This window comes from Pararhodobacter zhoushanensis (genome assembly GCF_003990445.1).
In the GTDB taxonomy this organism is placed as follows: Bacteria; Pseudomonadota; Alphaproteobacteria; order Rhodobacterales; family Rhodobacteraceae; genus Pararhodobacter; species Pararhodobacter zhoushanensis.
This window is the reverse complement of sequence record NZ_REEZ01000001.1, coordinates 816,573-840,379: the sequence shown is the minus strand read 5'-3', so window position 1 is coordinate 840,379 and position 23,807 is coordinate 816,573. Positions and strand designations below refer to the sequence as shown.

Sequence of the window (23,807 nt, the reverse complement as noted above, 5' to 3'; positions counted from 1 at the left end):
AGGCCAAGGCGTTGATTCGCGTCAGGGGCGAATCACGACGCGGCGGACGCTCTGCCGGACGCAACGTCGGGCAGCTGTGACGCTGCGTCGCAGCAATCGCCGGATGCGCATCGTGCGCTGTTCGCCCCTGTTGGCGCTGCCATCTGACCGTAGGTCACGGCATTAACATTTCCGTTACCGGCAGGCGGCTGAAAAAATTGGCGGAATTGAAATCTGATCTTGGGAATTTACAAAAAGCCCCGGCTTTCGGTGAAGGAATTTACAAAAATCTCGTTGTAAAAAAAAGAGTTACAAAAAAATTGACCAATGCGCTATTGTTACCGCGGATGGAGGAGGCCTGAGCAGCACGACGCAAGACGCGCGCTGCCGCTCGGCCCGTTTGCAGGAGGAGCGCCCATGTCGGATCAGGCTCAATCGGGGATTTACCCCGCGTCGGCGGAGTTCACCGCCAACGCGCATATCGACGCTGATACCTACGAGGCGATGTACGCCGCGTCGATCAATAACCCTGAGGCGTTCTGGGGCGAGCACGGCAAGCGCGTTGACTGGATCAAGCCGTTCACCAAGGTCAAGAATACCAATTTCGACTATGGCAATGTCTCGATCAAATGGTTCGAGGACGGCACACTGAACGTCTCGGCCAACTGCATCGATCGCCATATCGCGACACGCGGCAACCAGACCGCGATCATCTTCGAGCCCGACGATCCCAATGGTCAGGCGCAGCACATCACCTATGCGCAGCTGCTTGAGCAGGTGAGCCGCATGGCCAATGTGCTCAAGGCCAATGGCGTGGGCAAGGGCGACCGGGTTGTCCTGTATCTGCCGATGATCCCCGAGGCCGCCTATGCGATGCTGGCCTGCGCGCGGATCGGCGCGATCCACTCCATCGTCTTCGCCGGTTTCTCGCCGGATGCGCTGGCCAACCGGATCAACGATTCCGAAGCCAAGGCCGTCATTACCGCCGACCACGCCCCGCGCGGCGGCCGCAAGACGCCGCTGAAGTCGAACACCGACAAGGCGCTGTTTGACTGCTCGGAAAAGGTGAAATGCTTTGTCGTCAAGCACACCGGCGACCAGACCACCTGGGTGCAGGGCCGCGACATCGACATGAAGGCCGAAATGGCCGAGGCCAGCCCTTATTGCCCCTATGCCGAGATGGGCGCCGAAGATCCGCTCTTTGTGCTCTACACCTCGGGCTCGACCGGGCGTCCCAAGGGCGTTGTGCATACCTCGGGCGGCTATCTGGTCTATGCGTCGATGACGCATCAGCTGACCTTCGATTACCATGATGGCGATGTGTTCTGGTGCTCGGCCGACGTGGGCTGGGTTACGGGCCACAGCTATATCATCTATGGCCCGCTGGCGAACGGCGCGACGACGCTGATGTTCGAGGGTGTGCCGACCTATCCCGACGCAGGTCGGTTCTGGGCGGTGTGCGAAAAGCACAAGGTCAACCAGTTCTACACCGCCCCCACCGCCATTCGCGCGCTGATGGGGCAGGGGCCCGAGTGGGTCGAGAAATACGATCTGTCCTCGCTCAAGCTGCTGGGGTCGGTCGGCGAGCCGATCAACCCCGAGGCGTGGAACTGGTACAACACCCATGTCGGCAAGGGCAATTGCCCCATCGTCGACACCTTCTGGCAGACCGAAACCGGCGGCCACATGCTGACCCCGCTGCCGGGCGCGATCCCGACCAAGCCGGGTTCGGCCACCAAGCCGTTCTTTGGCGTGAAGCCGGTCGTTCTGGACGCCAACACCGCCGAAATTCAGGGCGAGACCGCCGCCGAGGGTGTGCTGTGCATCGCCGACAGCTGGCCGGGCCAGATGCGCACCCTGTGGGGCGATCATGAGCGCTTTCAGGAAGCCTATTTCGCCCAGTATCGCGGTTACTACTTCACCGGCGACGGCTGTCGCCGCGATGAGGATGGCTATTACTGGATCACCGGGCGCGTCGATGACGTGATCAACGTCTCGGGGCACCGCATGGGCACGGCCGAGGTTGAATCTGCACTGGTGGCGCATGAGGTGGTCGCCGAGGCCGCTGTCGTCGGCTATCCGCACGCGATCAAAGGGCAGGGCATCTATGCCTATGTCACGCTGATGAACGGGATCGAGCCGTCCGAAGACCTGCGCAAAGAGCTGGTCAAATGGGTCCGCACCGAGATCGGGCCGATTGCCTCGCCGGATCTGATCCAATGGGCGCCGGGCCTGCCCAAGACGCGCTCGGGCAAGATCATGCGTCGCATCCTGCGCAAGATCGCCGAGAACGACTACGGCGCGCTGGGTGATACCTCGACGCTGGCCGATCCCTCGGTGGTCGATGACCTCATCGAAAACCGCATGAACAAGGGGTGAGGGCACGATGAGCGAGACGATGACCCACGCCGCCGTTCTGATCCTGCTGGGCCCTCCGGGCGCTGGCAAGGGTACGCAGGCCCGGATGCTGGAGGAGCGTTTCGGGTTGGTGCAGCTGTCAACGGGTGACCTGCTGCGCGCGGCTGTCGCGGCGGGGACCGCCGCCGGTATGGCCGCGAAATCGGTGATGGAGTCGGGCGGGCTGGTCTCGGACGAGATCGTGCTGGCGATCCTGCGCGACCGTATGGCCGAGCCGGACACCGCCAAGGGCGTGATCCTCGACGGTTTCCCGCGCACCCCCGGTCAGGCCGAAGCGCTGGATGCGCTGCTGGCCGACCAAGGGCTGAAGATCAGCGCCGCGATCTCGATGGAGGTCGATGACGCGGCGATGGTCGAGCGGGTCTCGGGCCGTCACACCTGCGAAGGGTGTGGCGAAGGGTATCACGACAGCTTCAAGCAGCCGGCCCAGGCGGGCCGCTGCGACAAATGCGGCGGTACGGCGTTCAAGCGCCGCGCCGACGATAACGCCGAGACGGTGGGGGCACGGCTGACCGCCTACCACGCGTCAACGGCCCCGCTGATCGCCTATTACGCGGCTCGCGACGTTCTGCGGTCGGTCGATGGTATGGGAGCCATCGACGCCATCGCCGCAGAACTGGGCGGGATCGTCGCTGAGGTGACAGCCTGACACAGCGGCTCTGCCCCACCGGGCAGGGCCGTTGTTTTTTGACAAGCGGGCATCCCGTCGCGGGGTGCCGGCAGGAGGAAAAACCGGGAGGACAACCATGTCTGACAAATCGGCCAGCGCCTATTGGGCGGCGAATATCCGGCTCATCACCATTTGCTTGGTGATCTGGGCCCTCGTCTCCTTCGGCTTCGGCATTCTGCTTCGCCCTCTGCTCGCGGGTATCACTTTCGGCGGTACGGATCTCGGCTTCTGGTTCGCCCAGCAAGGCTCGATCCTGACCTTTATCGTGCTGATCTTCTTTTACGCCGCGCGGATGAACTCGATCGACCGCGACTTCGGCGTCGACGAATAACAGGAGCAGGGACAGATGGATCAATTCACTCTTAACCTGATCGTGGTGGGCCTGTCGTTTGCCCTCTACATCGGGATCGCGATCTGGGCCCGTGCGGGTTCCACGTCGGAATTCTACGCCGCCAACCGCGGCGTTCACCCGGTTCTCAACGGGATGGCCACGGCGGCTGACTGGATGTCGGCGGCCTCGTTCATCTCGATGGCGGGGATCATCGCCTTTGTCGGCTATGACAACTCGACCTACCTGATGGGCTGGACCGGCGGCTATGTGCTGCTCGCACTGCTGCTGGCGCCGTATCTGCGCAAGTTCGGCCGCTTCACGGTGCCCGACTTCATCGGTGACCGTTTTTACAGCCAGACCGCCCGGATCGTTGCGGTGATCGCGCTGCTCGTCATCTCGATCACCTATGTGATCGGCCAGATGTCGGGCGCCGGGGTTGCGTTCTCGCGCTTCCTCGAGGTCCAAAGCTCGACCGGTCTGTGGATCGCCTCGGCGATCGTGTTCTGCTACGCCGTTCTGGGCGGCATGAAGGGCATCACCTATACGCAGGTTGCGCAGTATTGCGTGCTGATCGTCGCCTATACCATCCCGGCGATCTTCATCTCGCTGCAACTGACCGGCAACTTCCTGCCGCAGATCGGTCTGTTCAGCAATGACACGACCGGCGTTCCGCTGCTGGCCCACCTTGACGGGCTGCTGACGGATCTGGGCTTCCGCACCTATACCGAGCATCACCAAAGCACGCTCGACATGGTTCTGTTTACCCTGTCGCTGATGATCGGTACCGCTGGTCTGCCGCACGTCATCATCCGCTTCTTCACCGTGCCCAAGGTGTCGGATGCCCGTGCCTCGGCCGGTTGGGCGCTGGTGTTCATCGCGCTGCTCTACACCGTGGCTCCGGCCGTTGGTGCGATGGCGCGTCTGAACATCATCACCAGCATCTATCCCAACGGTCTGGACCAGCCCTCGCTGGCCTATGACGCGCGCCCGGACTGGATGCATAACTGGGAAAACACCGGCCTGCTGGCGTTCGACGACAAGAACGGCGACGGCATGATCCAGTACTACAACGATGCCAACGCTCCGGCGATCGCCGCCGAGGCAGGCTGGGCCGGTAACGAGATGGTCACCTTCAACCGTGACATTCTGGTTCTGGCGAACCCGGAAATCGCCGGTCTGCCGGGCTGGGTGATCGCGCTGATCGCTGCCGGTGGTCTGGCTGCCGCCCTGTCGACGGCAGCGGGTCTGCTGCTGGCGATCTCGTCGGCCATCTCGCATGACCTGATCAAGTCGGTGTTCAATCCGAATATTTCGGAAAAGGGCGAAATGCTGGCGGCACGTGTGTCGATGGGCGTTGCGATCCTTGTGGCGACGATCCTTGGCCTCAACCCTCCGGGCTTCGCGGCTCAGGTTGTGGCCATCGCGTTCGGTCTGGCAGCAGCTTCGCTGTTCCCGACGATCATGATGGGGATCTTCTCGAAGAAGATGAACTCGACCGGCGCGGTCGCGGGCATGCTGGTCGGTCTGGGCGTGGAGATGGTCTATATCTTCACCTATGTCGGCTGGTTCTTCATCCCCGGCACCAACATGCTGGGCAACACCCCTGACAACTGGCTGTTCGGCATCTCGCCGGCGTCCTTTGGCTCGGTGGCGGCGGTTCTGAACTTTGCGGTGGCCTATGTCGTCCTCGGGATGACCAAGCCTGCGCCGCAGGAGATCCAGGACCTGGTGGAATCGATCCGTGTTCCCCGGGGTGCCGGTGTCGCTCGCGCGCACTGAGACCTGAGCAAACCAACCGGAGGGGCGCGCCTTTGCGCCCCTCCACCCTCTCTCGCAGTCGGGTGCAGCCATGGATAGCCAGATCGAAACGATCCTCGCCTTCCTCGAGTCCGTGCACCCTTATGACAGCCTGCCGCGAGACGAGCTGACGCGCGTCGCCCGCTCTTTTGGCCGCAGGGAATATCTTGCCGGGGATCAGATCTACGCCGTCGGCGAGCCGATCCTGGGCCTGTACCTGATCAAGCGCGGCTCGGTCGAGGTCAGCGACCGCAACGGCGCTTTGGTGTCGATCCTTGGTCCGCGCAATTCCTTCGGCGAGCGGGGCTTGCTGCGCGACGGGCTGGCGATGACCACGGCCAGCGCCGTTGTGCCCTCGGTCGTGTTGGTCCTTCCCGCCGCCGAGTTGCGCCACCTGATCGCCACCGCCCCCTCGTTCGAGCGGTTCTTCAACCGCTCGCGGCCCATCGAGACGCGGGGCACGGATCTGACCACGCTCAAGGTCGCCGACCTGATGGCGCGCACCCCGGTGGCGCTGCCGCCCGAGGCAACCGTCACTCAAGCCGCGCAGCTGATGCGCGAACGGCACATCAGCAGCATCGCCGTCACCCGCGAGCAGACGCTTCTGGGGCTGGTCACCACCCGCGACCTGACCGAGCGCGTGCTGGCCGATGGCCTGTCCGGCGATACGCCGCTGGGCACGATCATGACCCGCGATCCGCTGACCCTGACGCCCGATGCGCTGGGCTCGGACATCCTGCACACGATGCTGGAACGCCGCGTCGGCCATCTGCCGGTGGTGCAGGACGGCACGCTCAAGGGCATGGTCACGCAGACCGACCTGACGCGCTTTCAGGCCGTCAGCTCGGCCCAACTGGTCCGCGACGCGGCCAGTTGCGAAACGCCGCAGGAAATGGCCGAGGTCACCGCCCGCATTCCGCGCCTGCTGATGCATCTGGTGGCGGCCAACAACGCGCATGAGGTGGTCACGCGACTGATCACCGATATAGCCGACACCGTTACCCGCCGCCTGCTGAAACTGGCCGAGGCCAAGCTGGGCCCACCGCCGGTGCCCTACCTGTGGCTCGCCTGCGGCTCTCAGGGGCGGCAGGAACAGACCGGCGTGTCGGATCAGGACAATTGTCTGATCCTCGACGATGCCGCGACGGCGGAAGACCGGCTCTATTTCAAAGCCTTGGCGACCTATGTGTCCGACGGGCTGGACAAGGCAGGCTATGTCTATTGCCCCGGCGACATGATGGCCACGGCGGACCGCTGGTGCCAGCCCAAGCGCGTCTGGCGGCAGTATTTCCAAGGCTGGATCGACACCCCCAGCCCCGAGGCGCAGATGCTGGCCTCGGTCATGTTCGACCTGCGGCCCATCGGCGGCACGGTCTCGCTGTTTCGCGACCTGCAGGACGAGACGCTGGCCAAGGCCGCCAAGAACTCAATTTTCGTCGCCCACATGATTTCCAACGCGCTCAAGCACCAGCCGCCCTTGGGCCTGCTGCGCGGTTTCGCCACGATCCGCTCGGGCGAGCACAAGAACCACATCGACATGAAGCACAACGGCGTCGTGCCGGTCACCGACATCGCGCGGATCTATGCGCTGTCGGGGCAACTGACCGAGGTTAACACCCGCGCCCGGATCGAGGCAGCCGAGGCGGTCGGCATCGTCTCGGTCTCAGGCGCGCGCGATCTGATCGAGGCCTATGACCTGATCGCCCGCCTGCGGCTGGAAAATCAGGCCGCGCTGGTCAAGGCCGGGCGCAAACCGGACAATTTTCTGGCGCCCTCTGATCTGTCGGATTTTGAACGCAGCCACCTGCGCGACGCCTTCGTCGTCGTGCGCACAATGCAATCGGCGCTGGGACACCGCAGCGGCGCACTGGGATAAATGGGGAGAGGCTGAATGCTGATCGACTTCGTCGGATCACTGGCTACGGGGTTCGGCCTGATGGGGATCGTGCTGCTGGTCAACCGGCTGATCCTGCGCAACCGTATTGACCGCTGGATCTATCCGGCGACGGTCGCCTTCGGGATGGTCGCGTTTACCATCTGGGCCGAATACACATGGCCCACGCGCACGATTGAGGCGCAGCCGCAACTGACGCTGGCCAGCGAGAATGGCGAGGCGGTGTTCTACCGGCCCTGGACCTACATCTGGCCGCAGGTCACGCGGATGACGGCGATCAATCTGGCCGAGACGCGTACGCACCCCGACCAGCCCGGTATGGTGATGACGCAAGTGGTGTTCATCGGCCGCTGGGAGCCGACGCGGGGCGTGGTGGTGATCTACGATTGCGTCAACAACGCCCGTGCCGATGTGGTCGAGGGCGTCGCGATGAATGGCGACGGAACGCTTGAGGGGGCCGAGTGGTTTCCGCTGGAGGCTGACAACCCGGTTCTGCGCACGGCCTGCGCGGCGGTCGAGGAGGGGAATGATGGGCGAGCAAGCGGCGCGTAAGCGTATTCTGGTCGTCGAGGACGAGGACAACATCGCCATCGCGCTGGACTATCTGATGACCCGCGAAGGCTATGACCAGACCCGCATCGCCACCGGCGCGGGCGCAGTCGAGCTGATCCGCAAGACGCAACCCGATCTGGTGCTGCTGGATGTCATGCTGCCCGAGGTATCGGGCTATGAGATCTGCCAGAACGTGCGTATGGACCCCGGCCTGAACGGGGTGAAGATCCTGATGATGACCGCCCGTGGCTCGGCGATGGAGCGGCGCAAGGGGTTGGCGATGGGGGCGGACGGGTTTATCTCGAAACCGTTTGAATTGAAGGTTTTAAGAGCGGAGGTCCGGCGCATACTGGCTGGGGAACCCGCGCTTGAGACGCCGCCACCGGGTGCCGCCCGGCATGCTTGACCGCCTAAGCCTGCGCCTGCGGATCCTGCTGTTCTTTGCGCTGCTGGCGCTGGGGGCGGTGGCGGCTGTGGGGGCCGGGCTGTGGGTGGCGCTGCGCCATTCAGGCAGCGCCGCACCCGAGGTGGTGCAGGGCGCACTGGTCGCCGGGTTCGCGATTGTCGGGCTGGTGGTCTGGGTTTGGTTTCTGTTCGACACCCATGTCGCGCGGGCGATCGATCAACTCGCCTCGGCCATCCGCGCGCGCGCACACGCCGGGATCGGGCACGGGCTGGAGACTGAGGCGCGCGGCGCGCGGTATCTGGGCGATCTGGCCCCCGCGGCCGAGGCCGTCACCCGCGCACTGATCGAAACCCGCAGTGCGCTGGCTGAATCCGTCGCGCGCGAGACCACACGGCTGGCGGCGGAAAAGGCGCGGCTTGAGACGTTGCTGGCCGATGTCCCCGTCGCCGTGCTGCTGTGTTCCGCCGAGCATCAGCTGGCGTTCTACAATGGGCAGGCGGTGGATATTCTCGGTGGTGGCACCGCGCCCGGGCTGGACCGTAACCTGCTGGATTATCTGCGCGAAGGCCCGATCCGTCACGCCTATGACCGCTTGGCCGGGGCGGGCGATCCTGACATGGCCTCGGACCTGCTCTGCGCCACGGCGAACGGGACACGGCTGTTGGCCGGGCGGATGCGCGTGCTCAGGCGGCGCGAAGAGGGTGTCGCACCCGGTTATGTGCTGACCCTGCGCGACGTGACCGCCGACATCGCCGCCCACACCAGCCGCGACGCATTGCTGGCCGATGTGTTCGACCGTGTGCGCCGTCCGGCGGCGAATTTGCAGACGGTGATCGGTGTGATGGCCGAGCTGGAAGGCGACGGCGACGCGCCCGATCTGCGCACCGCGCTGCTGTCTGAGGTAGCGGCCTTGACCGAAGCCGTCACCGAGCTTGGCGCGCGCTATGACGCGATCCAGACCGACTGGCGACCCTTGGGTAATACGCGCTCGGGCGATCTGCTCGACGGGCTCAAGGGGCGGTTTCAGGCGGACGGGCTGGCGTTGGAGACCGAAAGCCTTGACCTTATCGTGCAGCTCGACGGGTTCGAGATCGTGGCGTTCTGGGCATGGCTGGCGGGGCGCATCGCCGGTGAGGGGCTGGCGCGCGCCTTCCGTATCGAGATCGAGGAAGAGGATGGCCCCGGCGCGGTGATGCGCTTGTGCTGGCAGGGCGCGCCGCTGTCGGTGGGGCGGCTGGACAGCTGGCTGGCGGGAACGCTGGGCCGCGACACCGGCGAGCTGACGGCGCGCGCGGTGTTGCTGGCGCATGGGACCGAGGCGTGGCCCGAAAGCGGCGACGGCTGCAACGCGGTGGTCATGCCGATCCGCGCCGCCCGCCGGGCCGGTCGCCGCCCGCCGCCGATCAGCCGCGCTGTGGTCTATGATTTCGACCTGCTGTCAAAGGCCCGCACCGCCGCAGTCGCGGACACGCGGCTTGAAGATCTGACGGTCGTGGTCTTCGACACCGAAACCACGGGCCTCAACCCCGCTGGCGATGCCATCGTGCAGATTGCGGCGGTGCGGCTGGTGAACGGGCGGCGGGTTGAGAGTGAGGTGTTCGACACGCTCGTCGACCCCGGTCGCCCGATCCCGCCATCCTCGACCGATGTGCATGGGATCACCGACAGCATGGTCGTCGGCGCGCCGGATGTGATCGAGGCCGGGCGGCAGTTTCATAAGTTTGCCCAAGGTGCCGTGCTGCTGGCCCATAACGCCCCGTTCGATATGGCCTTTCTGCGCCGGCAAGAGGCGGCGATCGGGCACGTGTTCGACCATCCGATTCTGGATACGGTGCTGCTGTCGGCGGTGGTTTACGGCCAGCTGGAACAGCATTCGCTCGACGCGCTGACCGCCCGGCTGGGGATCACCATCCCCGATGAGGCGCGCCACACCGCCATCGGCGACACGGTGGCGACGGCTGAGGCATTCCTGAAGCTGGTGCCGATGCTGCGCGCACGCGGGTTCGAGACGTTCGGACAGGTGGTGGCCGAGGTGCGCAAGCACGGGCGGTTGCTCAAGGATCTCAACGCCTGAGCTTGCGCGGGCCGGGGGGCGGGGACTAGGCTGGCGCGATGGACACAGAACACACCAACCCCGACCGCGCCCGGTTCGCCCTGTTCAAGGATCTGCCGCGCGACCAGCCGATCCATATGCTCAACCTCGTCCGCCTGCGCGAACAGGCGGTTTACGACGACGGGCGGCAAGCGACGGGGGCTGAGGCCTATGCCGCCTATGCCCGTGAAAGCGGGCCGGTTTTCCAGCGTTTGGGCGGGCACATCCTGTGGAGCGGGAAGCCTGAGCTGATGCTGATCGGTCCCCAGACCGAGCTGTGGGACAAGGCCTTCATCGCCGTGTATCCAACCGGCCAAGCCTTCATCGACATGATCCGTGACGCTGACTACCAAAAGGCCGCGCAGCACCGCACGGCGGCGGTGCAGGACTCGCGGCTGCTCAGACTGTCGCCCGGCAAAGCCGAGGCGGGCTTTGGCTGAAACGCAAACGGCCCCGCCGCAGGGGCAGGGCCGTGTGTTCAACTCAAGCCGTCAATCAAGAGTTCGAGGCTGCCAGTTTAACAGCCGGTTCCGCCTTGGTTTTCTTGGCCTTGCGCTCGGCATGGGTGTCCATGAAGTTGAACACCAGCGGGCGGATGTTGTTGCGCCAGCTCGACCCGGCGAAGATGCCGTAATGGCCTGCGCCTTCCTCAAGATGCTGCGCTTTCAACTCGTCCGGCAGGCCGGTCAGCAGCGCCAGCGCGGCGAGGCATTGGCCGGGGGCCGAGATGTCATCCTTGGAGCCTTCGACAACCTTGACGGCGACATTGGTGATCTTGCCGATGTCGACCATCTTGCCGTTCACTTCAAAGGCGTTCTTGGCGATCTCACCGTTCTTGAAGATGCGTTCGACTGTCGACAGGTAAAACTCGGCCGTCATGTCCATCACGGCGAGGTATTCGTCGTAGAAGCGGTTGTGTTGATCGCTCTCGCTGTCCTCACCCCGCGCGGCGGCGGTGATCTTGTCGGTGAACGCCTGTGTGTGGCGGTCAAGGTTCATCGACAGGAACCCGGCCAGCTGCAACAGACCCGGATAGACCAGACGGCCCACGCCCGCATATTTGAAGCCGACGCGCTGGATCGCCATGTCTTCCAGTTGTCCCATGGTCACGCGGCGCCCGAAATCCGTCACGTCGGTAGCGGCGGCGTCGGGATCGATAGGACCGCCGATCAGCGTCAGCGTCAGGGGCTGGGCGTCGGGGCTTTCCTCGGCCAGCATCGCCGTTGCGGCCAGCGCCAGCGGGGCGGGTTGGCACACGGCGATGACATGGGTGTCAGGGCCGAGGTGCTTCATGAAATCGACAAGATACTGGGTGTAGTCTTCGACATCGAACTTGCCAGCGGACACCGGAATGTCGCGGGCGTTGTGCCAGTCGGTGACCCACAGCTCGGCGTCGGGCAACAGGCTGGTCACGGTCGAGCGCACCAGTGTCGCGTAATGGCCCGACATCGGTGCGCAGAGCAGGATGCGGCGGGCTTTTTCGGGACGGTTGGGGATATGAAAGCGAACCAGATCACCAAAGGGGCGCGCGATTTCGACCTTGGTTTCGACCATGTGGTCGCGGCCATCTTCACCGACAACCGAGCCGATGCCCCAGGCCGGTTTGGTCACCATCCGGGCAAAGCTGCGTTCGGTGACTTTGCCCCAGGCCGCAATCATTTCGACCATCGGGTTTGGAACCATGCCAAACACCGGATATGACGCCATCGCACGCGCAGAGGCACCAAGCCATTCGTTGGTGTTCCGCATCGTCTCCATCAGGTCGTATGTCGCCATCTGCTTCATCGGAATCTCCGCGATTTCGCCGGATGTCTGCACAGTTTCCGGGGTTTCAACACTGTTGGCGCCGGGCTATGCTGTCAGACAAGCTGAACTATGCTGCACTGCAGTAGTTTAGGGGGGGAGACATACAATGGCAACTTCTGAATACGAAAATTCAGAGGGACTTGAGGCCCTGAACGCCAATCTGGCGCGCATCGAGACGCTGACACAACGTCTGATTGCGGGGTTTGCCCAGCAGAGCCCGCAGCGCCCGGACCTGCAAGCGCCCGATCCTTCGCTTTATATGAAGGCGGCCTCGGCCTACTGGACCGAGATGGTGCAGAACCCGTCCAAGATCCTTGAGCAACAGGTCGGCTATTGGGGCAAGACGCTCAAACATTTCGTCGAAGCCCAAGAGGCCCTGCGCGCCGGTCAGCTTTCCGCGCCCGAGGATCACACCCCCGACGACAAGCGTTTCACCAATCCGCTGTGGAAGACGCACCCCTATTTCAACTACATCAAGCAGCAGTACATGCTGTCCTCGGCGGCGATTCAGTCGGCAATTGATGAACTCGACGCCATCGAGCCGCGCGAAAAGCGGCGGCTGGAGTATTTCGGCAAGCAGATCATCGACATGATGGCGCCGACCAATTTTCTGGGCACCAACCCAGACGCGCTGATGAAAGCGGTCGAGACCGAGGGCGAGAGCCTGGTCAAAGGCTTGGAGAACCTCGTGCGCGACATCGAGGCCAACAAGGGCGATCTGCTGGTCACGCTCGCCGACCGCGACGCGTTCAAGGTCGGCGGCAATATCGGCACGACCGAGGGTGCGGTGGTCTACCGCAACCGCATGTTCGAGCTGATCCAGTACAAACCGACGACCGAAAAGGTCCACGAAACGCCATTGCTGATCTTCCCGCCGTGGATCAACAAATTCTACATCATGGATCTGAAACCCCAGAACAGCCTGATCAAGTGGATCGTCGATCAGGGCTATACACTGTTCGTGGTCAGCTGGGTGAACCCGGATGCCAGCTTTGGCGATGTCGGCTTGGACACCTATGTCGAAGAGGGCTATCTGGAAGCCATCGGCAAGGTGAAAGAGCTGTGCAGCGTCAAGGCGATCAACGTGATCGGCTATTGCATCGCGGGCACCACGCTCAGCCTGACGCTGGCGCTGATGGACAAGCGCAAGGACAAGTCGATCAAGTCCGCGACCTTCTTTACCACGCTCACCGATTTCTCGGATCAGGGCGAGGTGGGGGTCTTTCTTGACGATGATTTCGTCGACGGGATCGAGGCCGAGGCGAAGCTCTCGGGCTATCTGCGCTCGTATTACATGACCAAGACGTTCAGCTATCTGCGCTCGAATGACCTGATCTACGCGCCCGCGATCCGCAGTTACATGATGGGCGAAGCTCCGCCCGCCTTCGATCTGCTGTATTGGAACGGTGACGGCACCAATCTGCCCGGCCGCATGACGGTCGAATACCTGCGCGCGCTGTGCCAGCGCAACGAACTGTGCGACGGCGGGTTCGAGCTGCTGGGCGAAAAGCTGCATATCTCAGGGGTGAAAGTCCCGCTGTGCGCCATTGCCTGCGAGACGGACCATATCGCCGCCTGGCGCTCAAGCTTTCGGGGCGTGGGGCAGATGGGGTCGACAAACAAGACCTTCATCCTGTCCGAGTCGGGCCATATCGCCGGGATCATCAACCCGCCGAACAAGAAGAAATACGGCCACTATACCTCGGACGCGCCGGTCGATGGCGATGCCGACGCGTGGCGGGCGCAGTCCGAGTACCATCAAGGCTCGTGGTGGCCCCGCTGGGAAGAGTGGCTGCGCAGTCGGTCGGGCAAGCTGATTTCTGCTCGCCCTCTGGGTGATTCGGCAATGGAGCCTGCACCCGGAACCTATGTGCTGTCGAATATAGAAGCCTGATCAAACGCTTAGAGGAAATGCTGCGGCGCAGCATAAATATCTTGATTTTCTGCGCTGCAGCATCCATATTCTCCTCATACGCAAAGCCCCGGGATGGTTCGGGACGCGAAACAGGAGACGTGCGATGACCAAGAACGATTTCACCAAGACCATGCAAGACATGATGGGCGCTTTTCCGGTCGACACCAAAGCGATGCAGGACGCGTTCAAAACCCAGGCTGCTCTGGGCGAGAAGATGAGCAAAGTTGTGCTGGAAGCCGCTGAGAAGTCGGCTGAAGTCTCGACCAAATGGACCAAGTCGACGCTCGCCAAAATCGGCGAAGTTTCGACCGTCAAGGCCGAGCCCGCCGACTACGCCAAAGCCTACACCGATTTCGCCTCGGCTTCGGCTGAAATGGCCTCCGAGCACATGTCGGCCTTCGCCGAGATCGCCAAGCGCGTGCAGATGGACACCGTCGAGCTGATGCTCGCCGCTGGCAAAGACATGTCGGCTGAAGCCACTGCCGCTGTGCAGAAAGCGACCACGGACATGACCGCCGCTGCGAAAAAAGCGACCGACGAAGTCACCGCTGCCGCCAAAAAAGCTGGCGCTGCTGCGAAGTAAGCGGGCAGGGCGGGCCCCTGGGTCTGCCAGACCAACGCTAGACCGTCCGGGTTCCTCCCCCCGGATGGTCAATGGGGCGAGCTTCGGCTCGCCCCTTTTGCTGCCTGAGGGAGAGTTGGCCGAGCGAATGCGCGCCTAAGGCATTCCCGGACCAACCCTGCCCATTTGCTGTGCGTCTTTCGACGCCGCAGACAAGAATCCTGTTTCCTGAATGGTTTTCGCGGTCTAGTCTTGCTGCAACGCAATATGAATGGAGAGCACAGCCGTGTCCGAGACCGAAAAGCCGCTCTTGATCAAACGTTATGCCTCGCGCCGCCTCTACAACACGGAAAGCAGCGATTACGTTACTCTGGAGGATATCGCCGGGTTCATTCGTGCCGGGCGCGAAGTGCAGATTGTTGATCTCAAGACGGGTGATGACCTGACCCGCCAATACCTGCTGCAGATCGTTGCCGAGCATGAAAGCCGCGGCGAAAATGTCCTGCCGCTGGACGTTCTGACCGATCTGGTGCGCAGCTATACCGCGCAGGCGCAGAGCGTGGTGCCGCAGTTTCTGGCGATGTCGTTCGATATGCTGCGCGAAGGACCCAACAAACTGGCCGCGATCAACCCGATGATGGCGCAGATGTCCAAGATGCCGGGCTTTGACGCGATGCAGCGTCAGCAGCAGGCGTTCATGGAGCAGATGATGGTCGGCTGGCAGAAGATCCCCGGTTTTGCCGAGGGTGAGGCCGAGGCCGAAGCCTCGACCGACAGCGCCGACGAAGACCTCAGCGCGATCCGCCGTCAACTGGCCGCACTGGAAGCCAAGCTCAGCAAGATGGGCAAGTGAGCGGGGCCTTCGGCCTGCGCTTCTAACCGGGATGCCAGACGCCCCCAGTGTCATTACGCTGACCACGATCCCGCCCCGTTTCGGGGCGCTTGGTCCCACGCTCGCCAGCCTTGTGGCGCAAGATGTGCCCGCGCCGGTCGAGCTGTGGATACCGGAAACCTATGCCCGGTTCCCCAAATGGGACGGCAGTTTGCCCACCGTGCCAGCGGGCGTCACCATTCGACGGTGCGCGCGTGACTGGGGACCGGCGACCAAGGTCGTTCCCGCCGCGCTCGAGCGTGCGGGTGAGGCCGTGGATCTGCTGTTTTGCGATGACGATTCGATCTATGCACCCGACTGGCACCGGCGTTTCAAGGCATTGCGCCGAGAGCGCCCCGGTGACGCCCTGGCTGCACTGGGTCGCCACCTGCCGGGCCGCGCACAAGGGCCGCGGCTGCGCGATGACCGCATGCCCCGGATGCGTCGCCTGTCCCCCACTGTCGTGGCGCCGATTTTTGCAAGGCAGGGCTACGGCGACGGGCCGCCTGTCGCGCTGGTCGGCAAGAGCGGCTATGCCGATCTGCTGGGCGGCTGGTGCGGCGTGATGGTGCGCCCGTCCTTCTTTGCGCCGCAACTGGCCGAAGGGCCGGGCCGCTGGTGGCCGGTCGATGACGTCTGGCTGTCGGGAATGCTCGAACTCGGCGGCACGGCCATCTGGGTCGACGCAAGCATCCTGCCACCCGGACGGCGCAACGTCGGGGGCACCGCCGACCTGACCCGACTCAGCGTGGAAGGTGACGGGCGTGTCGCGCTGGACACGGGCTGCGCAGCCGACCTGATGTCACAACATGGCATCTGGACGGCCGAGTCGCTGGGGATGCCCGGCTGATCAGCGCCGCCGCCGCCGACCGCCGCCATCGCCACTGCTGCCCATGTTGTGATTGACCTCAGGCAGGGTCAGCACCGTGCTGAGATGCGGGAAGCTGTCCACTGCGTGCGGCATGGCCGAGGCGTTGACGAAATGCTCTTGAAAGCGCGGTTCGATGGCGGTTTCGACCTTGTGGATCTGCTTGACCTGCGCCTCGATCCCGGCCCGCGCCGCGATGTTGCACAGCGCGATCCGCGCGCCGGTGCCGGCGGCATTGCCCGCGCTGGTGACGTTATCGAGCGGGCAATCGGGGATCATCCCCAACACCATCGCATGCTTGGCGCTGATATGCGCGCCAAAGGCCCCGGCCAGCACGACATGGTCGACATGGTCCACGCCCATCTCATCCATCAACAGCCGCGCGCCCGCATAAAGCGCTGACTTTGCCAGCTGAATCGCCCGGATATCGCCCTGCGTGACGGTGATGCGGGGGCCGTTCTGCGCTGTGCCGTCGTGGATCAGATAGGAATACGTGCGCCCCTCGGCCACGCTGCGCGCGGTGCCGGTCTGCGCCGGAGCGCCCATTAGGCCCGCCGCATCGACGATCCCGGCCATGCGCAATTCCGCCACCGCCTCGATGATGCCCGATCCACAGATGCCGGTGATCCCGGTGTGCGCGGTGGCCTCGGCAAAGCCGGGTTCATCCGACCACAGGTCGCTGCCGATGACGCGGAAGCGCGGTTCCTTTGTTTCTGGGTTGATCTCGATCCGCTCGATGGCACCGGGTGCCGCGCGCTGGCCGCTGGAAATCTGCGCGCCCTCGAACGCCGGTCCGGTGGGCGAGGAACAGGCCAGAACCCGCTCCTTGTTGCCCAGCAGGATCTCGGCATTGGTGCCGACATCGACGATCAACACCAGCTCGTCGCGCAACTGCGGTGCCTCGGATAGCGCGACGGCGGCGGCATCGGCACCGACATGCCCGGCGATGCAGGGCAGGGTGTAGAGCCGCGCTTCGGTGTTAATGGCACTCAGTCCCAGATCGCGCGCGGGCAGCGACAGCGACGACGACGTGGCCAGCGCAAACGGGGCCTGGCCCAGCTCAACCGGGTCGATGCCCAGGAAAAGATGGTGCATCACCGGGTTGCACACGACGACGGTTTCCATGATCGCCCGTGGGTCGATTACGGCCTCTGCCGCAACCGAAATTGCCAAGGCGTTCAAGGCGTCGCGCACCGATGCCGTCATCTCGACATCGCCGCCGGGGTTCATCATCGCGTAGGAAACGCGGCTCATCAGATCTTCGCCAAAGCGGATCTGTGGGTTCATCACCCCGCCCGACGCCAGCACCCGCCCATCGCGCAGATCGCACAGATGCGCTGCGATGGTGGTTGATCCCAGATCAATCGCCAGCCCCGCCAGAGGGCCGTCATAAAAGCCGGGGAACACGTCGAGAAGCTTCGCGGCACCGCCATGGTGGTCGCGGAATACCGCCGCCGTCACACTCCACTGTCCCTTGCGCAGCACAGGCTGGAGCTTGCGCAACACTGGCGGTCCGGCCTCGATCGCCTCAATCTGCCACTGGTCCTTAAGCGCCTGCGCCAGCCGCTCCATATCGCCCGAGGGTTCGTGCATGTCGGGTTCGGCCACTTCGACGTAGTAAAGCCGCGTCGCCGGGTCCATCTGAACGGCCCGCGCGCTGGCTGCCTTGCGCACCACCTGCCGGTGCAGCTGGCTTTCCGGCGGCACGTCGATGACCACATCGCCCATGACCTTGGCCTGACAGCCCAGTCGCCGCCCGTCCAGCATGCCGCGCTTGTCCTTGTAGCGCTGCTCGACGGCGTTCCAGTCGCTCAGCGCATCGGCGGCGACGGTGACGCCGTGCTTGGGGAAAGCCCCGACGCCGGGCGAGACCTGGCATTTCGAGCAGATCCCACGCCCGCCGCAGACCGAGTCCAGATCGACCCCCAGCTGCCGCGCCGCCGTCAGCACGGGAGTCCCCAGCGCAAACCGCCCCCGCTTGCCCGAGGGGGTAAAGATCACCAGTGCGTCGCTTGCCATGAGAGTGTCCTGTCCGCCTAACTTGAGCTGCACCATAGCGTGACGCCGCGCAGCCGAAAGGGGGCAAGCGACCCGGGCAGGGCGGAAAGCGACCGGCTCACGGCGTTGCGGCCTGTGCCAACAGCCGGGCCTCGGCGATCAGCGCGATCAGCACCTCGACATGACGCGGCGCGCGCCATGGATTGCCCGCTTCGTGGGGCGCGCGCGTGCGCAGGTCATCGTGCTGTGCCTCCAGCGCGATCAGGTGGCGCAGCGTTGCCACGCCGGGGGCGGGCGTGGCCGGCAGGCGCAGGATACGGCGCAGATCGGTCTCGCGGACATAGTCCATGGCTCCATGCCGCGCCGTGCGCATCAGCAGTTGCGGACGGCGGATGGCGGTCAGCTCGGACAGGACCATCAGGATCGAGTCACGGGGGGTGCAGCTCATGGGCGATTCCTTTCGAAGGTTGGAAAAGTGACGCCCCGATCATCTCACGACCCTTGCAGGTGTTGCGTTGCGGAGCCGGGCACCGCGCGGTCCGTTCAACGTTCCTTTGAGGTTGGGCCGCACAGTGAACCGGCTGCAAGGTTAACGATCCGGTAACAAAGAGGGTCATAGGTTGAGAATGTTGACGTTATCGAAACGTGCTTTTCCGAGGAGGACCGAGGTTGTCGCGTTGGCCACCCGCCGGAAGGACGGGGTCGCACCATGGCCAAAGGGGATCCGATGACCGCCAATCTTTCGCCGATCACGCATCTGCCCGAGTGGGTACCCTCGGCAGTCCGGCTCTATCTGACGCATACAGAAAGCGGGCGTTCGCTGCGCGACATCGCCCGGGCCGAAGGGGTGCATGCCTCGACGGTGCTGCGTCAGGTACGCCGGTTCGAGAACCGCCGTGACGATCTGCTGGTGGATTGCGCGCTGGGACGGCTGCGTCAGAGTGACAGGATAGTGCCCCTGATCGGTGATGGCGGTCCCGAAGCACCGCCGCCGCCTTGTGAAGAAACGCTTGATGCCGAGGCGCGGCGGGTTCTTCCGCGTCTGGCCGAAGAGGGCGCATTGCTGGTTGTCGCCCCGGACATGGAGCGCGCGGTTGTGCTGCGGGACGGGGCGTCGGGAACAGCGCGGCTGGCAGTGCTCGACCGGCCGGTGGCCGAAGCCTTCGCGCTGCGCGACTGGATTGCCTGCGTGCAGGCGGGGCGGGTGCTGCGCTACGAACTCACCACTACCGGGCGTGCGGCGCTGCGGCGGTTGGTGCAGGGCGATGACCCTCAGGCGGCAACGCTGCGCGCGTCCGAGGATGACGAGTGCCGGGGTACCCGCCCGATAACCGTGGAATCGCCGGTGACGGCGCTCGCCCGACGGCGGGACAAGGACGGCAAGCCCTTCCTGACGCCCGATCTTGTCGCCGCCGCCGAGCGCCTGCGCGAAGATTTCGAGACCGCGCAGACCGGCCCGCGCGTGGCGCAGGACTGGGAGCGGCTGCTGACAGGGCCGCAGAAATCGGTCGGCGGCAGCAGCCGGGGGGCATCGGGCGCACGCAACCGGGTGCTGTTGGCACTGGCCGAGCTAGGGCCGGGTCTGGCCGATATGGCGCTGCGGTGCTGCTGTTACATGGAGGGGTTAGAGACCGCCGAGCGCCACATGGGCTGGTCCGCGCGCTCGGGCAAGATCGTCCTGCGCATCGCTCTGCTGCGATTGCAGCGGCACTATGAGACGCTCGGCGACGCAGGAAAGATGATCGGCTGATTGCCTGACATTTGTAGCGGGCGCACCCGAAGCGACGCGCAAGCTACTGCCGTTAAAGTCGGAAAAGTAACATTCTGCAGCATAAAACGGCACCAGAATTGCCGCGAAATGTCAGAAAATGAACCGTTCGCCCATCATCTGTCTTCTCAATATCCACGGGGATTCTCAAGGGGCGCGTGCGCCCCTTGAGCGGCGTGTGGGGCTGGCCCCACCACGCCCTCACCCGATAGGCACCAGCCGTGCCAGCCCCGCGACCTTGGCCGCCGCCGCCCCCGACATGATGCTCTCGCGCGCCATGGCCACGCCGTCTTTCAGCGTCGTTGCCTTGTCGGCCACCATCAGCGCCGCCGCCGCGTTCAACAACACGGCGTCCCGGTATGCCGCGCGACCACTGCCCGCCAGAACAGCTTTCAGTTCGACCGCATTCTCGGCCGGGTCACCGCCCAGCAGATCCTCGAACGGATGCACCGCCAGCCCGGCATCCTCGGGATGCACGGTGAACTCGCGCAGCGCGCCGTTCTCCAGAGCCACCACCATCGAGGGCGCGGCAATCGACAGCTCGTCCGTGCCGTCGCCGCCATGCACCAGCCATGCTTTCTCCGACCCCAGTGCCAGCAGCACCTCGGCCATCGGCCGCACCAGCGCGGGCGCGAAAACCCCGGTCAGCTGCCGCTTGACCCCGGCTGGGTTGGTCAGCGGCCCCAGAATGTTGAAGATCGTCCGCGTGCCCAGTTCGGTGCGCACCGGGCCGACGTGGCGCATCGCCGGATGGTGCATCGGCGCCATCATGAAGCCGATGCCGACATCCCGGATCACGCGCTCGACCTCGGCGGCACCGACCATCACGTTGATCCCCAGCGCGCCCAAAGCATCCGCCGCGCCCGATTTCGACGACAGGTTGCGGTTGCCGTGCTTGGCGACGGTAACCCCCGCACCGGCAACGACAAAGGCCGTCGCGGTCGAGATGTTCAGCGTCCCCTTGCCGTCACCCCCCGTGCCGACGATGTCCATCGCCCCCTCAGGCGCGCGGACCTTGACGCAGCGTGCGCGCATCACGGCGGCGGCGGCGGCGTATTCATCCACGGTCTCGCCGCGGGTGCGCAGGGTCATCAACAGCCCGCCCATCTGCGCCGGGGTCGCATCGCCCGCGAACAGGATCGAGAAGGCCTGCTCGGCCTCGGCGCGGGTCAGGGGCCGCTCGGCGGCGGTGGCGATCAGGGGTTTGATGCTGCTCATGCCGGAACCTTCGCGCGCTCAAGAAACGTTTTCAGCATCGCGTGGCCATGCTGCGAGGCGATGCTTTCGGGGTGGAACTGCACGCCCTCGATGGGCAGTTCGCGGTGGCGCAGCCCCATGATCATGCCGCTTTCCAGCCAGGCGGTGACCTCAAGGCAGTCGGGCAGGCTGTCACGCTCGACGATCAGCGAGTGATAGCGCGTCGCCTCCAGCGGTGAGGGCAGGCCCGCGAAGACCCCGCCGTCAGCGTGGTGAATGGTGCCCATCTTCCCATGCACGATCTCGCCCGCGCGCACCACCTTGCCGCCAAAGGCCTGTCCGATGGTCTGGTGGCCAAGGCACACCCCCAGCAACGGCGTTTTCGTCTCGGCGGCGGCGGCGACCAGGGCCAAGCAGATCCCCGCCTGATCGGGATCGCAGGGGCCGGGGCTGAGCACGATGGCCGAGGGGTTCAGCGCCATGGCTTGCTGGACGTCCAGTGCGTCGTTGCGCCTGACCACCACCTCGGCGCCGAGTTCGCCAAAATAATGCACGAGGTTGTAGGTAAAGCTGTCGTAGTTATCAATCAGGAGCAACATGGCGCGGATCCGGGCGTTTTGGGGCGTCCCTTACATGCAACCGCGTGCCGCATGGGGTCAAGCCCGTGTAAGCGGTGCTCTGTGCGCGACGGCGGGGGTGCACGCCTTGCGCCGACGCAGTATAAGGGGGCAAGCGGGCAGGCTGAGACCAAACAAAAAGAGGGGCGAATGAGCGGGTTCATCAAGGGAATCGTCGTTGGCTTGGGCAGTTTCGGGCTGGGGTTCGTTGTGCTCTCGGTCGTGCTGCCGGTTGACGCGCCGGGCAGGCTGCAACCAAGCCCCGCGCAGGTCGAGGCCGAGCGGCAGGCCGAGGTCGATCTGGTGCCCGCGACGGTCGAGCCGGTCGGGGCTGACCTTGCGCCCGAGGCGGAGCCGGTCATTGAGCAGACGACCGCGGTTCCTGACCCTGCTGAGCCTTCCCTTGACGCTGTGCCGGTAAGCCCGGTTGATGCTGCCAATCTGCCGATTGAAGCGGAAGTTCAGGCTCAGGAGCCTGCCGAACCGCTGGTCGAGGCGCAGGAATCCGTCCCGACGGCCGCCGCCGATCCCGCCGCTGCCGCACCGTTGCCTGAGGCGACAGATGCGGCACCCGCCGAGGTGGTCGAGCCGGTTGCTGCACCTGACAGTGCGGAACCGCTCGCCGACGGTGCGCCCGAAGAAATGTCGGTCACCGAGATGCCTGTTGCCGAGATACCTTCCGCCGAGATCACCGTGCCAGAGGCCGCAGTTCCCGACGCGCAACCCGCCCCCGTTGCCAGCGCTGAGCCAGAACCCCAGGCTGCGCCTGCCGCCGGTGAGATGGAAGCGCCCGCTGACGCCCCCGTGGCAGCCGAGATCGCGACCGAAGCCCCCGACGCCGGGCCTGCGCCCGACGTCGATCTGACCCCTGCGCCGGACGCCGGGCCGCTGACCGCCGGAGCAGCGGACACGCCGGGCGGGGTGCGGGTCGCCGCAGCCGATGCCTCGTCGCTTGCACAGGCAGGAACCGCGCTGGATCAGGCGCGCGCGTCGCTCGCGCCGATCGAACAGGCGACGGGCGAGGCAGCGCTGCCGCAAACCACCGCGCCCACCGTCCCTGAACCCGAACCGCCTGCGCCTGTTGCCGTCGAACCTGCGCCGCAACCGGCCCCTTCGGTCGAACAGGAAGCGTCCCTCGCACCCGTTCCAGCCGCGCGCGTCCCGCTGTCCGAGCCGCTGTTGCCGCGTGCGCCGGGCTTTGCGACCGAGCGGCCGCCAGTGCAGACCATGCCCACCGGAGCGCCGCAGATCGCCGTGCGCCGCGGGGCGACGGCTGACGCGGCCCCGCGTCAGGTAGAAGGCGTGACCGTCGGCCGCCTCGCGCGTATCGGGGTGCCGGCGTCCGAGCCGGCCACTGCTGAACCAACGCCGGCTCCTGCCGACTCCGGCCTGCCCGCCGCGCAACGCTTCGCCGCGCTGCCCGCGATCACCGGTGACGAGCGGCCGCTGGGCGTGGTGTTGACCGACAGCGCCGCCTCGCAAACCGCGATTCTGGCGTTGGGGGTGCCGGTGACCGTCGCGCTGGACCCTTATGACGCGGATGCGCCGCGACGCGCTGCAGACTATCGCCGCGCCGGGCACGAGATCGCCTTGCTGGCCGCGCGGATGCCCGCTCTGGCGACGCCTGCGGATCTGACGGTGATTCTGGACGCATGGATGCGCGATTTCCCCGAAACCGTGGCGCTGATGGACGTGCCGTTGAACGGCGTAGGGGCGAACCCGACGCTGGCGCGCGATCTGACGGCGATGCTGGCGGTCGATGGCTACGCCGCGATTGCGTTGCGCGGGGGGCTGGATGCGTTCCTGCAAGCGGCTGAGGACAGCGACCTGCCGGCGGTGGCGGTGTACCGTGAGATCGACAGCACCGGTCAAAGCGAGATCGCGGTGCGCCGGATGATCGACCGCGCCGCGTTTGAGGCATTGCGCCGTCCCGGTATCCTGATCGCCGGGTCCGCCGATGATAGCGGCCTGATGACTGAGCTTGCCGATTTCGCCCAAGGCCGCGGGCGCGATGGGGTGGCGCTGGCCCCGGCCTCGGCTGTGTTCAGCGAGGCGCGCTGAGGGCA

The 23,807-nt window shown here is 65.0% G+C and carries 20 protein-coding genes; 15 read left to right on the top strand and 5 right to left on the bottom strand.

Going from position 1 to position 23,807, the window contains the following annotated elements:
• Window positions 1–396 precede the first annotated feature (396 nt).
• From acs to EAE28_RS04040, 9 genes are all read left to right on the top strand, one after another.
• Entirely contained in the window at window positions 397–2,358 is a 1,962-nt protein-coding gene (gene acs / locus EAE28_RS04080) for an acetate--CoA ligase (RefSeq protein WP_127104527.1), read from the top strand.
• 7 nt (window positions 2,359–2,365) lie between these two features.
• A complete protein-coding gene (locus tag EAE28_RS04075) occupies window positions 2,366–3,046 on the top strand; it encodes an adenylate kinase (RefSeq protein ID WP_127104526.1) in 681 nt (226 codons plus the stop codon).
• Between the two features lie 97 nt (window positions 3,047–3,143).
• Window positions 3,144–3,398 carry a DUF4212 domain-containing protein gene (locus EAE28_RS04070; RefSeq protein WP_127104525.1) on the top strand — a complete coding sequence of 85 codons (255 nt, stop codon included), beginning with the start codon at window positions 3,144–3,146 and terminating at the stop codon, window positions 3,396–3,398.
• A gap of 15 nt (window positions 3,399–3,413) precedes the next feature.
• Entirely contained in the window at window positions 3,414–5,177 is a 1,764-nt protein-coding gene (locus EAE28_RS04065; RefSeq protein ID WP_127104524.1) for a sodium:solute symporter family protein, read from the top strand.
• A 70-nt stretch (window positions 5,178–5,247) separates the two neighbouring features.
• Window positions 5,248–7,071 (top strand): DUF294 nucleotidyltransferase-like domain-containing protein, encoded by a 1,824-nt coding sequence (locus EAE28_RS04060; protein WP_127104523.1) that lies wholly within the window; start codon window positions 5,248–5,250, stop codon window positions 7,069–7,071.
• A 15-nt stretch (window positions 7,072–7,086) separates the two neighbouring features.
• Window positions 7,087–7,641, top strand: coding sequence for a hypothetical protein (locus tag EAE28_RS04055; RefSeq protein ID WP_127104522.1), 555 nt, complete (start codon window positions 7,087–7,089; stop codon window positions 7,639–7,641).
• Window positions 7,616–8,047: a response regulator transcription factor gene (locus EAE28_RS04050; RefSeq protein WP_425466755.1), complete on the top strand. Its 432-nt coding sequence runs from the start codon at window positions 7,616–7,618 to the stop codon at window positions 8,045–8,047. The genes EAE28_RS04055 and EAE28_RS04050 overlap by 26 nt, the downstream gene beginning before the upstream one ends.
• Complete coding sequence (locus EAE28_RS04045) at window positions 8,040–10,121, top strand: 3'-5' exonuclease (protein ID WP_127104520.1); 2,082 nt, start codon at window positions 8,040–8,042, stop codon at window positions 10,119–10,121. The genes EAE28_RS04050 and EAE28_RS04045 overlap by 8 nt, the downstream gene beginning before the upstream one ends.
• 38 nt (window positions 10,122–10,159) lie before the next feature.
• Complete coding sequence (locus EAE28_RS04040) at window positions 10,160–10,579, top strand: DUF1330 domain-containing protein (protein WP_127104519.1); 420 nt, start codon at window positions 10,160–10,162, stop codon at window positions 10,577–10,579.
• Between the two features lie 55 nt (window positions 10,580–10,634).
• Here the strand turns inward: EAE28_RS04040 and phaZ are convergent, their stop codons facing one another.
• The gene (phaZ, locus tag EAE28_RS04035; protein WP_127104518.1) at window positions 10,635–11,924 is read right to left on the bottom strand and encodes a polyhydroxyalkanoate depolymerase; all 1,290 of its coding nucleotides are present in this window, start codon (window positions 11,922–11,924) and stop codon (window positions 10,635–10,637) included.
• A 127-nt stretch (window positions 11,925–12,051) separates the two neighbouring features.
• Here phaZ and phaC point away from each other — a divergent pair, with 127 nt between their 5' ends.
• From phaC to EAE28_RS04015, 4 genes are all read left to right on the top strand, one after another.
• The gene (phaC, locus tag EAE28_RS04030; protein WP_127104517.1) at window positions 12,052–13,839 is read left to right on the top strand and encodes a class I poly(R)-hydroxyalkanoic acid synthase; all 1,788 of its coding nucleotides are present in this window, start codon (window positions 12,052–12,054) and stop codon (window positions 13,837–13,839) included.
• Window positions 13,840–13,963: 124 nt separating this feature from the next.
• On the top strand, window positions 13,964–14,443 hold the full coding sequence (locus EAE28_RS04025; RefSeq protein ID WP_127104516.1) for a phasin family protein: 480 nt from the start codon (window positions 13,964–13,966) through the stop codon (window positions 14,441–14,443).
• Between the two features lie 265 nt (window positions 14,444–14,708).
• Window positions 14,709–15,275 carry a polyhydroxyalkanoate synthesis repressor PhaR gene (phaR, locus tag EAE28_RS04020; RefSeq protein WP_127104515.1) on the top strand — a complete coding sequence of 189 codons (567 nt, stop codon included), beginning with the start codon at window positions 14,709–14,711 and terminating at the stop codon, window positions 15,273–15,275.
• A gap of 31 nt (window positions 15,276–15,306) precedes the next feature.
• Complete coding sequence (locus EAE28_RS04015) at window positions 15,307–16,143, top strand: glycosyltransferase family A protein (protein WP_127104514.1); 837 nt, start codon at window positions 15,307–15,309, stop codon at window positions 16,141–16,143.
• Here EAE28_RS04015 and EAE28_RS04010 read toward each other — a convergent pair whose 3' ends face one another.
• A complete protein-coding gene (locus EAE28_RS04010) occupies window positions 16,144–18,180 on the bottom strand; it encodes an ASKHA domain-containing protein (RefSeq protein ID WP_127104513.1) in 2,037 nt (678 codons plus the stop codon). It lies immediately after the preceding gene.
• A gap of 97 nt (window positions 18,181–18,277) precedes the next feature.
• The gene (locus EAE28_RS04005) at window positions 18,278–18,607 is read right to left on the bottom strand and encodes a DUF6477 family protein (RefSeq protein WP_246022261.1); all 330 of its coding nucleotides are present in this window, start codon (window positions 18,605–18,607) and stop codon (window positions 18,278–18,280) included.
• Between the two features lie 279 nt (window positions 18,608–18,886).
• Here EAE28_RS04005 and EAE28_RS04000 point away from each other — a divergent pair, with 279 nt between their 5' ends.
• The gene (locus tag EAE28_RS04000) at window positions 18,887–19,909 is read left to right on the top strand and encodes a DUF6456 domain-containing protein (RefSeq protein ID WP_127104512.1); all 1,023 of its coding nucleotides are present in this window, start codon (window positions 18,887–18,889) and stop codon (window positions 19,907–19,909) included.
• Window positions 19,910–20,128: 219 nt separating this feature from the next.
• Here the strand turns inward: EAE28_RS04000 and trpD are convergent, their stop codons facing one another.
• Together trpD and EAE28_RS03990 are read right to left on the bottom strand one after the other, a co-directional pair.
• Window positions 20,129–21,145, bottom strand: coding sequence for an anthranilate phosphoribosyltransferase (trpD, locus tag EAE28_RS03995; protein WP_127104511.1), 1,017 nt, complete (start codon window positions 21,143–21,145; stop codon window positions 20,129–20,131).
• A complete protein-coding gene (locus tag EAE28_RS03990) occupies window positions 21,142–21,723 on the bottom strand; it encodes an anthranilate synthase component II (RefSeq protein WP_127104510.1) in 582 nt (193 codons plus the stop codon). Before EAE28_RS03990 ends, trpD begins: the two co-directional genes overlap by 4 nt.
• A 168-nt stretch (window positions 21,724–21,891) precedes the next feature.
• On the opposite strand from EAE28_RS03990, the gene EAE28_RS03985 reads away from it, so the two are divergent.
• Entirely contained in the window at window positions 21,892–23,802 is a 1,911-nt protein-coding gene (locus EAE28_RS03985; RefSeq protein ID WP_127104509.1) for a divergent polysaccharide deacetylase family protein, read from the top strand.
• The last annotated feature ends 5 nt before the right edge of the window (window positions 23,803–23,807 follow it).

Bases quoted from the DNA above. Each gene is read 5' to 3' on its own strand.
- acs (WP_127104527.1), top strand. From the start codon at position 397: ATGTCGGATCAGGCTCAATCGGGGATTTACCCCGCGTCGGCGGAGTTC.
- EAE28_RS04075 (WP_127104526.1), top strand. From the start codon at position 2,366: ATGAGCGAGACGATGACCCACGCCGCCGTTCTGATCCTGCTGGGCCCT.
- EAE28_RS04070 (WP_127104525.1), top strand. From the start codon at position 3,144: ATGTCTGACAAATCGGCCAGCGCCTATTGGGCGGCGAATATCCGGCTC.
- EAE28_RS04065 (WP_127104524.1), top strand. From the start codon at position 3,414: ATGGATCAATTCACTCTTAACCTGATCGTGGTGGGCCTGTCGTTTGCC.
- EAE28_RS04060 (WP_127104523.1), top strand. From the start codon at position 5,248: ATGGATAGCCAGATCGAAACGATCCTCGCCTTCCTCGAGTCCGTGCAC.
- EAE28_RS04055 (WP_127104522.1), top strand. From the start codon at position 7,087: ATGCTGATCGACTTCGTCGGATCACTGGCTACGGGGTTCGGCCTGATG.
- EAE28_RS04050 (WP_425466755.1), top strand. From the start codon at position 7,616: ATGATGGGCGAGCAAGCGGCGCGTAAGCGTATTCTGGTCGTCGAGGAC.
- EAE28_RS04045 (WP_127104520.1), top strand. From the start codon at position 8,040: ATGCTTGACCGCCTAAGCCTGCGCCTGCGGATCCTGCTGTTCTTTGCG.
- EAE28_RS04040 (WP_127104519.1), top strand. From the start codon at position 10,160: ATGGACACAGAACACACCAACCCCGACCGCGCCCGGTTCGCCCTGTTC.
- phaZ (WP_127104518.1), bottom strand. From the start codon at position 11,924: ATGAAGCAGATGGCGACATACGACCTGATGGAGACGATGCGGAACACC.
- phaC (WP_127104517.1), top strand. From the start codon at position 12,052: ATGGCAACTTCTGAATACGAAAATTCAGAGGGACTTGAGGCCCTGAAC.
- EAE28_RS04025 (WP_127104516.1), top strand. From the start codon at position 13,964: ATGACCAAGAACGATTTCACCAAGACCATGCAAGACATGATGGGCGCT.
- EAE28_RS04015 (WP_127104514.1), top strand. From the start codon at position 15,307: ATGCCAGACGCCCCCAGTGTCATTACGCTGACCACGATCCCGCCCCGT.
- EAE28_RS04010 (WP_127104513.1), bottom strand. From the start codon at position 18,180: ATGGCAAGCGACGCACTGGTGATCTTTACCCCCTCGGGCAAGCGGGGG.
- EAE28_RS04005 (WP_246022261.1), bottom strand. From the start codon at position 18,607: ATGAGCTGCACCCCCCGTGACTCGATCCTGATGGTCCTGTCCGAGCTG.
- EAE28_RS04000 (WP_127104512.1), top strand. From the start codon at position 18,887: ATGACCGCCAATCTTTCGCCGATCACGCATCTGCCCGAGTGGGTACCC.
- trpD (WP_127104511.1), bottom strand. From the start codon at position 21,145: ATGAGCAGCATCAAACCCCTGATCGCCACCGCCGCCGAGCGGCCCCTG.
- EAE28_RS03990 (WP_127104510.1), bottom strand. From the start codon at position 21,723: ATGTTGCTCCTGATTGATAACTACGACAGCTTTACCTACAACCTCGTG.
- EAE28_RS03985 (WP_127104509.1), top strand. From the start codon at position 21,892: ATGAGCGGGTTCATCAAGGGAATCGTCGTTGGCTTGGGCAGTTTCGGG.